Source organism: Rathayibacter sp. VKM Ac-2927, from assembly GCF_022815525.1.
GTDB classification, from domain to species: Bacteria; Actinomycetota; Actinomycetes; order Actinomycetales; family Microbacteriaceae; genus Rathayibacter; species Rathayibacter festucae.
On the sequence record NZ_JALGRT010000001.1, the window covers coordinates 910,849 to 922,076 of the forward strand.

An 11,228-nucleotide genomic window follows, 5' to 3' on the forward strand; every position below is an offset into this window, starting at 1 on the left:
CCTGAGCGCCACGGAGCACTCCGCTCCAGCGGAAGGCGGGTCGTCGTGAGCACCATCGCCGCCAATGCCGCCCAGCAGCGGGTGGCCGGTCGCTACTACCTGATCGAGCGGATCGGCTCCGGCGGGATGGGCTCGGTGTACCGGGCCCGCGACGAGACCGTGCAGCGCGAAGTGGCCGTGAAGGTCTTCCGCGCCGAGGCCTCCAATCCCGAGGACGTCGCCCGCCAGGAGCGCGAGGTGCGGATGCTCAGCTCCTTCGCGCACCCCGGGATCGTCAACCTCTTCGACGCCGGCCTGCACAACTTCGGCGGCGAGGTGCGCCGCTACGTCGTGATGGAGCTCGTCGCCGACCCGACCCTCGAGGCGCGGCTCGAGCCCGGCCCGATGGCGCCGGACGAGGTCGCCGCGATCGGCACGCAGCTGGCCGAGGCGCTCGCCTACCTGCACGAGAGGGGCGTCGTGCACCGCGACGTGAAGCCCGCGAACATCCTGGTCAGCGAGGTGGCCTCCAGCGGCTACGCCCGCACCGCCAAGCTCACCGACTTCGGCGTCGCCCACTTCATGGACGGCTCGCGCCTCACCAGCGACGGCATCGTGATCGGCACCGCCAGCTTCGTCAGCCCCGAGCAGGTCGCCGGCGAGCCGATCAGCGGCGCCAGCGACGTCTTCTCGCTCGGCCTCGTGCTGCTCGAGGCGATCACCGGGCACCGCGAGTACTCCGGCACCGTCCTCGAGGCGGCCATCGCGCGCCTCAACCGCTCCCCCGTCGTCCCGGCGACGCTGCCCGCATCCTGGCGCGCGCTGCTCACCTCGATGACCGAGCGCGACCCGGCGAAGCGGCCCACGGCCGACCAGGTCGCGCACCGGCTGCGCGCCGGCATGACCGCGTCGTCCCCCTCCGGGCTGGATGCGGCGTCCGCTCCCGACGGCCGCGCCGTCCGCCTCCGCCGCGCCGTCATCATCGGCTCGAGCGTCGTCGGCGTCGGCGCCGTCGCCGCCCTCTCTTGGATGCTCGGGATGCTCGCCGGCCGCTGAGCGGATCCCCCGCCGGCCGAGCAGCCGCCACCGCACATGCTGGTGGAGCAGCCGCGCAACGGCCGCCTTGCATGCTGGTCGAGTAGCCGCGCAGCGGCGTATCGAGACCCACCGACTTCAGAACGCAGGCCCGACGGCTCAGCTCTCGGTGACGGTGGATCTCGATACGCCCGCTGCGCGGGCTACTCGATCAGCATGCAAGCGGCCGGTCAGGCCTCGCCCGGGAGGGCCTGGCGGAGGACGATGCGGGTCCAGGCGCCGACGTAGACGCGGTCGCCCTCCTCGATCTCGCGGCGCTGGCCGGTGGGGATCGGGGTCTGCGGCAGCGGGGCGCCGGCCGCGGCGAGGTAGGTGCCGTTCGCGGACTGCAGGTCTTCGACCCACCAGCGGTAGCCGTCGGTGTTGAGCTGGCAGTGGCGGCGGGAGACGCCGGAGTCGGTGCCGCAGTCGATCTGCGGCGAGATGCCGCGCGAGACGGAGGGCCGGCCGACGAGCACGGAGCGCTCGCGGAGCACGACGATCGTCGGCGGGCCGCCGGAGGGCATCGGGTCCTCGGCGCGCTGCTCCGCGTACCAGTCGGGGTCGACCCAGATCTCGGCGATCCAGGGGTCGTCCTCCTCCGCAGCCGCGGGGGCGGCGGGTGCTGCCGTCGGCGTGCTCCCGGTGACCTCGGAGAGGACCTCCGTGGCGGGCGCGGTCGGCGGCGCGGTGGCGACGGGCACGTCGAAGCCGGCCTCCTCCTCCGGGACGAGCGCGGGCGGCGCACCGGGAGCGGCCGGCGCGGGCGCCTCGCCCGGGTGGGCGGCCGGATCACCGGCCGGCGTGGCGGAGCCGCCGACCTCGCCGGGTGCACGGACGGCGCCGGACTCGGTGAACGGGTCGGCCTCGGGCAGCGAGCCGGTGGTGAAGTCGTAGCCGCAGTTCTCGCAGAACAGCGCGCCGGCCTCGTTGGGGTACGAGCAGTTCGGGCAGACGGCGGGACCGGTCGGGATCGCCGTGGTCGGGTCGGCGGCGCGGGGCGCGGGGGCGGACGGCGCTGCGGGCGCGATCGGCGCACCGCAGACGTCGCAGTAGTCGCCGGACTGGGAGGTGTGCCCCTCGGGGCAGCGGTAGCTCACTTGCGCACCCGCGTGGTCTTCGTCGAGGCGGTGTCGAGCGCCATCTCGTCCAGGCGGGCGACGCCGCGCTTCAGCCGCACCGTCCCCTCGTTCGGGTCGTCGATCTCGACGACCTTGCGCAGCTTCGCGGTCGCCTCGTCGTTGCCGGTCGCGGCGGCGAGCTGCACGGCACGGCCGAGCTTCACGGTCGCGGTGGCGTCGTCGCCGACGGCCTTCGCGGCGAGGCCGTCCTGGATCGCCGAGGCGAGCTCGGTCTGGCCGGTGTAGTGCGCGACCGCCGGGTCGATCCGGGCGGTGAGTGCGGAGTCGTCCGTCCATCGGGCCTTGACCAGCGCGGAGGCGACGACCTCGTCGCGCACGCTGAGCTGCACGCGGGCGGCCAGCTGCTCGGCGCCGACCGGCTTCGAGGCGACGCGGACGGCCACGTGGTACTCCCGCGACTCGTCGCCCCAGGCGCCGGTCGGGTAGGAGCCGGTCAGCGGGTTGACCGAGGTGCGACGGGAGCTGAGGTCCTCGAGGTTCGGCGCGACCTGGCGGACGAAGAGCAGCTGCGAGCCCTGCGGGGTCCAGACGCGCAGCTCGCCGTCGGCGACTCCGCGGCCCATGGACGCCTGGATCAGCTGCTCGAAGTCGGCGGCCATGTCGGCCGGGTTCGCGATCAGGCCCACGGTGCCGAGCAGCGCGCTGGCGATGGTGCGCGCCTCCTCGACGACCCAGCGGGAGCCGACGCCGCGGACGTCGCACTGGAAGACGCCGCCGGCCGCGCGGATCGCCGCGTCGAGCTGCATCCGCGACTCGTGCTCGTTCTTGCCGTCGGTGAGCAGGATGGCGTGCCGCTGCTTCGCCTCGGGGACGCTGGAGAAGAGCTGGCGGGCGAGGGTCAGCCAGGTGCCCATCGCGGTGCCGCCGTCGGCCTGGAGGAAGCCGATGGCCTCCTTCGCGGCCGCCCGGGCGCCCGGCTCCATCCGCACCATCGAGACGGAGGCGTTCGGGTACGGGAAGGCGCGGTCGGCGCGCTCGGAGCCGGCGACGACGGCGAAGAAGGTGCCGTCGAGGATCTGGTCGACCGCCACGGCGGCGGCGCGCTTGGCCGCGGTCATGTTCTCGCCGGTCATCGACCCCGAGCAGTCGACGATGATGATCTCGGCGGCCGCTCCGTCGCTGCCGGCCGCGCCGGTGCCGGAGGCGGTCACCGTCACGATCGCGTGCACATCCGTCGCGCCGTCCGAGAGGAACTCGTTCTGAAAGACACTCGCGCTGAACTCCGCCATTCGGCCAGTTTATTGTGCTGCCTGGCCGCGACCGCCCTTCTCCTCGCCGGATGCGCAGCAACCGTCGGACAGCCGGCCCCTCCCCCGGCGGGCGCGGGCTTCGACTATCAGCTCGGCGGCAGCTACCCGCCGGCCGACGGCGTCGAGCTCGTCGTCCGCGACCGCGAGGCCGAGCCCGCGCCCGGCGTGTACTCGGTCTGCTACGTCAACGCCTTCCAGACGCAGCCCGGCGAGGAGGAGGAGTGGGCAGCGCGCCCCGAGCTGCTGCTGCGGGACGTGGACGGCGAGCCGATCACCGATCCGGACTGGCCGGACGAGACGCTCCTCGACGTGTCGACGGCGGCGAAGCGGGAGGCGCTGCTCGAGGCGGTCGGGCCGTGGCTCGAGGGCTGCGCCGAGAGCGGCTTCGACGCCGTCGAGGCCGACAACCTCGACTCCGCCACCCGCTCGGAGGCGCTGCTGACCGACGACGACACGGCCGCCTTCGCGCGGGACCTCGTCGAGGCGGCGCACCGGGCCGGGCTCGCGATCGGGCAGAAGAACGCGGCCGAGCGCGCGGAGGAGATGCGCGCGCTCGGCTTCGACTTCGCGATCACGGAGGAGTGCGAGGTGTTCACGGAGTGCGACGCCTACACGGACGTCTACGGCGAGCGGGTCTACGAGGTGGAGTACACGGACGTCGACGACGCGGACGCGGTGTTCGCGCGGGCGTGCGCACGCGGCGACGGCATCGGCGTGCTGCTGCGCGACCGCGACCTGCTGACGCCCGGCGACGAGGGGTACGTCTCGGAGCGGTGCTGAGAAGGCCATGTCGGAGGACGAGCCCCTGGACCCACCGTGCTGGCGACGGTGGGTCTCGATACGCCCCTCCGGGGCTACTCGACCAGCATGAGCGCGCTCAGCCGCGCGCTCGACCAGAACGAGCGCGCTCAGTCGCGCGTGCCCGAGCTCCGTCAACCCCGGTCCGCGGCCCGCGTCCGCCTGGCAGGCTGGGCGCCGTGCTTCCCTGGTCCCTCGCGCTGCTCAGCGGCGCCATCGGCGGAGCGACCCTCCTCGTCGGAGCGGCGCTCGCCTGGTTCGTCCGCGTCCCGCCCAAGCTGACCGCCGCGATCTCGGCGTTCGGCGCGGGCGTGCTCATCTCGGCGCTCGCTTACGAGCTCGTGCAGGAGGCGGCCGACGACGGCGGACTGCTGCCGACGATCCTCGGCACGCTCGCCGGTGCCGTGGTCTTCGTCGGGGCGGACGCGCTGCTCACCCGCGCCGGCGCCGGGAATCGCAAGAGCGCGAAGGGCTCCGGCTCCGCGGGCGGCGGCACCGCCATCGCCGCGGGCGCGCTGATCGACGGGATCCCCGAGTCGATCGTGCTCGGCCTCTCCGTGGCGCAGGGCGGTGCGGGAGCGGCGATCAGCGTGCCGATCGTGGCCGCCGTGGCGATCTCGAACCTGCCCGAGGGGCTCTCCTCCACCGTCGGGATGAAGACCGACGGGCGCTCCGCCCGCTACGTCTTCACCGTCTGGGGCGGCATCGCGGCGCTGTCCGCGATCGCCGCGCTCGTCGGCTTCCTCGTCTTCGCGAGCGCGCCCGGAGCGGTCGTGGCGTTCGTCACCACGGTCGCGGCCGGCGCGATCCTCGCGATGATCTCGAACACGATGATCCCGGAGGCGTTCGACCGGGACGATGTGCTGACCGGGCTGTACGCCGTCCTCGGATTCGTGACGGCGTTCGCGCTGCACTCCGCTTCCTGAGACGCCGCGGAGCGGCGTCTCGCGGTCGGCACTGCGCGGGGTGGGTTTCGCACCCCGGTGCGTGCGCCGACGGGAATCCGCTGGGACGCGGATTCCCGGATACGGCTCGTGCGTGGCCGGCTGGTTCGGCGACGGGTCGCAGCATGCTGGTCGAGTAGCCGCGCAGCGGCGTATCGAGACCCGCGCGTCAGCCGCTGAAGGCGGTCAGGGCGTCGTCGAGGATCGCGAGGCCGCGGGCGACCTCGGCGGGGGTGACCACGGCGGGCGGGACGACATGGATGCGGTTGTCAGCGGTGAAGGGCAGGAGGCCCCGGGAGAGCAGGTCCGCCTTCAGGCGGCCGACGGCGGCGGCGGGCAGCGGCTCGCGGGTGGCGCGGTCGGTGACCAGCTCGAGCGCCCAGAAGACGCCGGAGCCGCGGACCTCGCCGATCAGGTCGTGCTTCGCCTCGAGGGCGGCCAGGCCGGGGGCGAGGTGCTCGGAGCCGATGGTCTTCGCGTTGTCGACGATGCCCTCCTCCGCCATGGCCTCGAGGGTCGCGACGACGCTCGCCGCGGCGAGCGGGTGGCCGGAGTAGGTCAGCCCGCCGGGGAAGACGCGCTCGTCGAAGTGGTGTGCGATCGGGTCGTCGATGAGGACGCCGCCGATCGGCACGTAGCCGGAGTTGACGCCCTTGGCGAAGGTGATCAGGTCGGGCCGGACGTCGAACGCGTCGAACGCGAACCACTCGCCGGTGCGGCCGAAGCCGGCCATCACCTCGTCGAGGATCAGCAGGATGCCGTAGCGGTCGGCGAGCGCCCGCACGCCGACGAGGTAGCCGGGCGGCGGCGTGAGGATGCCGGCCGTGCCGGGGATGGTCTCGAGCAGCAGCGCCGCGATCGACTCCGGGCCCTCGGCCTGCACGACGCGCTCGAGGTGGTGCAGCGCGCGCTCGCACTCCTGCTCGGGCGTCTCGGCCCAGAACTCGGAGCGGTAGAGGTAGGGGCCGAAGGCGTGCACGTGCCCGCGGGCGTACTCGTTGGGGATGCGGCGCCAGTCTCCGGTGGAGACGATCGCGGCGCCGGTGTTGCCGTGGTACGAGCGGTAGAAGGAGACGATCTTGTCGCGACCGGTGTAGAGGCGCGCCATCCGGATCGCGTTCTCGTTGGCGTCCGCGCCGCCGTTGGTGAAGAAGACCTTCTCGAAGCCCTCGGGCGCGCGCTCGGTGATCAGGCGCGCCGCCTCGGCCCGGGTCTCGTTCGCGAAGGCCGGGCCGACGGTGGTGAGCACCGCCGCCTGCGCCTGGATCGCGGCGACGACCTTGGGGTGCTGGTAGCCGATGTTGACGTTCACGAGCTGGCTGGAGAAGTCGAGGTAGCGGGTGCCGTCGACGTCCCAGACCTCGGCGCCGAGGCCGCCGGCGATCGGCAGCGGGTTGAGCGCGCCCTGCGCGGACCAGGAGTGGAAGACCCGTGAGCGGTCGGCGGCGGTGACGGAGGCGTTGGTGCTGCCGGTGGGAGTCGTGTCCGAGGAGGTCGTGTCCGAGAGCGTCATGCCTCCATCGTGCCGCGCGGGGGCCCGTCGCGGGCGGCCCGCTTTGTCGAAGCCACCGCCCTACGATGGACAGAACGTCGAATCCCGAGGGAGCCGCCCGTGCCCGCGACCGTCCGCGATCTGCTCGCCGAGCCGGCCTTCCGCCTCCACGTCCTCGCGGGCGTGCACAACGAGGCGGCCCTCGACGCTCCACTGGTCTGGGCGCACTCCTCCGACCTCGTCGATCCGACGCCGTGGCTCGAGTCGGGGCAGCTGCTGCTCACCGACGGGGTGCACTTCGAGCAGGCTCCCGGGACGCAGGGCGCCGACTTCTCGGAGGCGTACGTCGCGCGCCTGCGCGGCCGGGGCATCCGCGCCCTCGGCTTCGCGACCGGCATCGTGCACGACGAGGTGCCCGCTCCCCTCGTCGCGGCCTGCGCGCGGCAGGGGCTGCCGCTGCTCGAGGTCGCCGATCTGACGCCGTTCATGGGGATCATCCGCTTCGTCGCGGACGTCATCTCGCGCGAGCAGCGTGAGCGACTGGAGTGGTCGCTGGAGGCGCAGCGCCGGGTCGCGCGGGCGGCGCTGCGCCCGGACGGCCTCGCGGCGATCCTCTCGGAGCTGGAGCGCCAGCTGGACTGCTGGGTCGCGCTCTACGACGCGGTCGGCCAGCGGGTGCACCTGCCGACCCGGCTCGACGTGCCGGAGGCGGCGGAGCGCTCGGTCGCCGCGGCCGTGCGCCAGGCGCTCGCGCGGGGCAGCCGCGCGGGGCTCCGCCTCGACGACGGCGGCGGCGTCACCCTGCAGACTCTCGGGCAGCGCGACCACCTGCGCGGGGTGCTCGCGGTCGGCACCGGCACTCCCCTGGATCCGGCCGGCAACGACCTGGTGGCGAGCGTCATCGGGCTCGCGAGCATCGCCCTCGAGCAGCGGCGCGCCCTCGACACCTCGCGGCGGCAGCTGCGCTCGGGTCTGCTCGAGCTGCTCGTCGCCGGGGCCTTCGACGTCGCGGCCCGCACGGCGCGGCAGCTCTGGGGCACGCTGCCCGCCGAGCCGGTCCGCGTGAGCGTGCTGAGCGAGCCGGTGCGCGGCGACTCGCTGCTCGACGAGCTGGAGGTGTTCGCGGAGGAGAACGGGGCGCGGCTGTTCTTCGCCGAGCGCGACGGAGCCCTCGTGGTGATCACGGGTGCGGAGGATCTGGCGCTGATCGCGGGGGTGCTGGAGCGGCACACTGCACAGGCGGGGTCCTCGGCGCCGATCGCCTGGGCCGAGCTGGAGCGGGGGCTGGTGGAGGCGCGGCGCGCAGCCGACCGGGCGACGGCGGAGCATCCGCTGCTCCGCTTCGAGGACGTGTCGGCGCAGGGGATGCGCGGCCTGCTCACGGCGGCGGGTGCCGAGCCGCTCGCGCGGCGGCTGCTCGCGCCGCTGCTCAGCCCCGAGGGCGGCGTGCTGCTCGAGAGCGCCCGCGTCTGGCTCCGCTGCAACGGCGCCTGGGAGCCGGCCGCCCGCGAGCTCGGCGTGCACCGGCACACGCTGCGGAACCGCGTCACGGCTGTCGAGCGGGCGCTGGGTGTCGACCTGGACGATGTGGATGCGCGCACCGAGCTGTGGCTGGCGCTGTGCTTCTCGGCGCCGGTCTCCTCCTCCGTCGTCGATCGGCCGCGGTCGGCCGAGCGAGAGGGGGACGCCCCGCAGAGCGACGCACGTCCGCCCACGACGAATCGCTGACACGCGATTCGCCGGTTGCGCTCGACCTTGCGATGGTCGGTGTGCGGTGGCCCCGCGAGATGCCACTTATGAGCAGGACACGCCGTAGAAGTCGCTCATAAGTGGCATCTCGCGGCCCGGCTCAGTTCTGCGGGAAGCCGAGGTTGATGCCGCCGTGCGACGGGTCGAGCCAGCGCGAGGTGATGGCCTTCTGCTGCGTGAAGAACCGCACACCCTCCGCGCCGTGGGCCTTCGTGTCGCCGAACAGGGACGACTTCCAGCCGCCGAACGAGAACGTCGCCACCGGCACCGGGATCGGCACGTTGATGCCGATCATCCCGACCTCGACCTCGTTCTGGAATCGGCGGGCCGCCCCGCCGTCGTTGGTGAAGATCGCGGTCCCGTTGCCGAAGGCGCCGTTGTTGATCAGGGCGACGCCCTCCTCGTAGGACTGCACCCGGACGATGGAGAGGACCGGTCCGAAGATCTCCTCGGTGTAGGCCTTCGAGGTGATCGGGACGTCGTCGAGCAGGGTCGGGCCGAGCCAGAAGCCGTTCTCGTCGCCGTCGACCTCGATGCCGCGGCCGTCGACGACGACCTTCGCGCCGTCCTCCTCCGCGATCGCGATGTAGGAGGCGACCTTGTCGCGGTGCGCCTCGGTGACCAGGGGTCCCATGTCGCAGCCGCGACGCCCGTCGCCGATGCGCAGGGTCGCGGCGCGCTCCTGGATCTTCGCGATCAGCTCGTCCGCGACCGGCTCGACGGCGACGACGACCGAGATCGCCATGCAGCGCTCCCCCGCCGAGCCGAAGCCCGCGTTGATGGCGGAGTCCGCGACGAGGTCGAGGTCCGCGTCGGGCAGCACGAGCATGTGGTTCTTCGCCCCGCCGAGCGCCTGGACGCGCTTGCCGTTGCGGGTGCCGGTCTCGTAGACGTACTGGGCGATCGGGGTGGAGCCGACGAAGGAGATCGACTTCACGTCCGGGTGCTCGAGGAGCCCGTCGACCGCGACCTTGTCGCCGTTCAGGACGGTGAAGACGCCATCGGGGAGACCGGCCTCCTTCCAGAGCGCGCCGAGCCAGATCGCCGACGACGGGTCCTTCTCGGACGGCTTCACGACCACCGTGTTGCCGGCGGCGATCGCGATGGGGAAGAACCACATCGGCACCATCGCGGGGAAGTTGAAGGGGCTGATGATGCCGACGACGCCGAGCGGCTGCTTCACGGAGTAGACGTCGACGCCGGTCGAGACCTGCTCGGAGTACTCGCCCTTGAGGTGGTGCGCGAGGCCGGTCGCGAACTCGACGACCTCCTGACCGCGGGTGATCTCGCCCATCGCGTCGGAGAGGACCTTGCCGTGCTCGGAGGTGATGATCTCGGCGAGCTCGCCCTTCTTGGCCTCGAGCAGCTCGCGGAACCTGAAGACGATCTGCTGGCGCTTGGCGAGCGAGGTGTCGCGCCAGGCGGGGAACGCGGCCTTGGCGGAGGCGACGGCCGCATCGATCTCGGCGGCGTCGGCCAGCGCGACCTCCTTGGTCGCGACACCGAGCGCGGGGTCGTAGACCGGCGCGGTGCGGCCGGACGACGAGGGTGAGGCTGCGCCGTCGATCCAGTGGCCGACGGTGGACAGCGAGGTGGCGGGCGACTCGGCGATGCTCATGGGGTCGAGGGTAGGCGGGAACGGCGCGGACGCGGGGAGCGGATGTGTCCAGGCACCGGCACCTCGGATGGACGGAGCGGCACGGCGGGGGGATCTCGATACGGCCGCTGCGCGGCCTACTCGATCAGCAGGGAAGGCGGCGGCGCGGCCTCCGCCGCCGGCGCGAAGCGCGCCAGGGCCGCCGTGATGTTGTCCTGGCCGCCGCGCTCGTTCGCCCAGGCGACGAGGGCCTCCGCCAGCGCGACCGGGTCGTCGCCGACGCGGGCGACCGCGTCGTGCAGGACGGCCGCGAGCTCCTCGGCGGGCGAGGCGTAGTTCCACAGGCCGTCGGAGCAGACGAGCACCCAGCCCGGCTCGTCGAGCACCGTGGAGCCCAGGGTCGGCGACTCGTCGTGCGCGTCGGCGCCCAGCCACTTGGTGATGGCGTGCGCGTCGGGCGCGGACTCGGCCTCGGCGCGGGGCACGCCCGAGGCGATCTGCTCCTGCGCCCAGGAGTCGTCGACGGTCAGCTGCCGGGCGGGGCCCGCGTCGGGGATCCAGTAGCTGCGGCTGTCGCCGACGTTGCCGGTGACCAGCAGCGCGCCGTCGAGGATCGCCGCGGTGAAGGTGCAGGAGGGCGGGTTGTCGCGCTTCTCCGGCACCGCGGCGTCGATCGCTCCGGAGGCGCGCGCGACCGCCATCTGCAGCAGCGCGCCCCAGCGCTCGGCGCCGTGCACCTCGCCGCCGACCTCGCTGCGCAGCGCACTCAGTGCGGCGCGGGCCGCGGCGAGCGAGGCGGCGTCGGAGTCGGGGGTCGAGGAGACGCCGTCGCAGACCACCAGCAGCGCGGTCCGCAGCCCGCCGTCCTCGCCGGCGGTCGCGCCGATCGCCATCGCGTCCTCGTTGGCCGCGTGGCGGATCCCGCGGTCGCAGACGCCGCCGACCAGCGGGTGCGGCGCCTCCGCCCAGTGCTCGCGCTCGGTCGGGGCGCGCTGACCGCACTGCTCGCAGTAGCCGTCGTCGGCGATCGCTCCCCCGCAGTGCAGGCAGGCGGTCGGGCCCTCGGATCCGGCGGCGGGCGGGGCGGCCGCGGCGGCCGGGACGATCAGCGTCGTCCCGCAGGCCTCGCAGAAGGCGTCGCCGGTCGAGACCGGCTCGCCGCAGTTCGGGCAGGGCGTGGACAGCGCGGCACTCACGGAACTC

9 protein-coding genes are annotated in these 11,228 nt (G+C 73.6%); 4 read left to right on the forward strand and 5 right to left on the reverse strand.

The window, feature by feature from the left end:
- The first annotated feature begins 45 nt into the window (after positions 1 to 45).
- Positions 46 to 1,035 (forward strand): serine/threonine-protein kinase, encoded by a 990-nt coding sequence (locus MT353_RS04375; protein WP_243600492.1) that lies wholly within the window; start codon positions 46 to 48, stop codon positions 1,033 to 1,035.
- Between the two features lie 209 nt (positions 1,036 to 1,244).
- Here MT353_RS04375 and MT353_RS21870 read toward each other — a convergent pair whose 3' ends face one another.
- Entirely contained in the window at positions 1,245 to 2,153 is a 909-nt protein-coding gene (locus tag MT353_RS21870) for an FHA domain-containing protein (RefSeq protein WP_243623675.1), read from the reverse strand.
- On the reverse strand, positions 2,150 to 3,424 hold the full coding sequence (locus MT353_RS04385; RefSeq protein WP_127885848.1) for a VWA domain-containing protein: 1,275 nt from the start codon (positions 3,422 to 3,424) through the stop codon (positions 2,150 to 2,152). The genes MT353_RS21870 and MT353_RS04385 overlap by 4 nt, the downstream gene beginning before the upstream one ends.
- A 12-nt stretch (positions 3,425 to 3,436) precedes the next feature.
- On the opposite strand from MT353_RS04385, the gene MT353_RS04390 reads away from it, so the two are divergent.
- Positions 3,437 to 4,225 carry an endo alpha-1,4 polygalactosaminidase gene (locus tag MT353_RS04390; protein WP_243623676.1) on the forward strand — a complete coding sequence of 263 codons (789 nt, stop codon included), beginning with the start codon at positions 3,437 to 3,439 and terminating at the stop codon, positions 4,223 to 4,225.
- 197 nt (positions 4,226 to 4,422) lie between these two features.
- Entirely contained in the window at positions 4,423 to 5,169 is a 747-nt protein-coding gene (locus MT353_RS04395) for a ZIP family metal transporter (RefSeq protein ID WP_243623677.1), read from the forward strand.
- A 187-nt stretch (positions 5,170 to 5,356) separates the two neighbouring features.
- Here the strand turns inward: MT353_RS04395 and MT353_RS04400 are convergent, their stop codons facing one another.
- A complete protein-coding gene (locus tag MT353_RS04400) occupies positions 5,357 to 6,700 on the reverse strand; it encodes an aspartate aminotransferase family protein (protein WP_243623678.1) in 1,344 nt (447 codons plus the stop codon).
- Positions 6,701 to 6,799: 99 nt separating this feature from the next.
- Between MT353_RS04400 and MT353_RS04405 the strand changes: the two genes are divergently transcribed.
- Positions 6,800 to 8,407, forward strand: a complete 1,608-nt coding sequence (locus MT353_RS04405; RefSeq protein WP_243623679.1) for a PucR family transcriptional regulator — start codon at positions 6,800 to 6,802, stop codon at positions 8,405 to 8,407.
- Between the two features lie 121 nt (positions 8,408 to 8,528).
- Here MT353_RS04405 and MT353_RS04410 read toward each other — a convergent pair whose 3' ends face one another.
- The gene (locus MT353_RS04410; RefSeq protein WP_243623680.1) at positions 8,529 to 10,046 is read right to left on the reverse strand and encodes a CoA-acylating methylmalonate-semialdehyde dehydrogenase; all 1,518 of its coding nucleotides are present in this window, start codon (positions 10,044 to 10,046) and stop codon (positions 8,529 to 8,531) included.
- A 116-nt stretch (positions 10,047 to 10,162) separates the two neighbouring features.
- On the reverse strand, positions 10,163 to 11,221 hold the full coding sequence (locus MT353_RS04415; RefSeq protein ID WP_243623681.1) for a PP2C family serine/threonine-protein phosphatase: 1,059 nt from the start codon (positions 11,219 to 11,221) through the stop codon (positions 10,163 to 10,165).
- Positions 11,222 to 11,228: the final 7 nt, after the last annotated feature.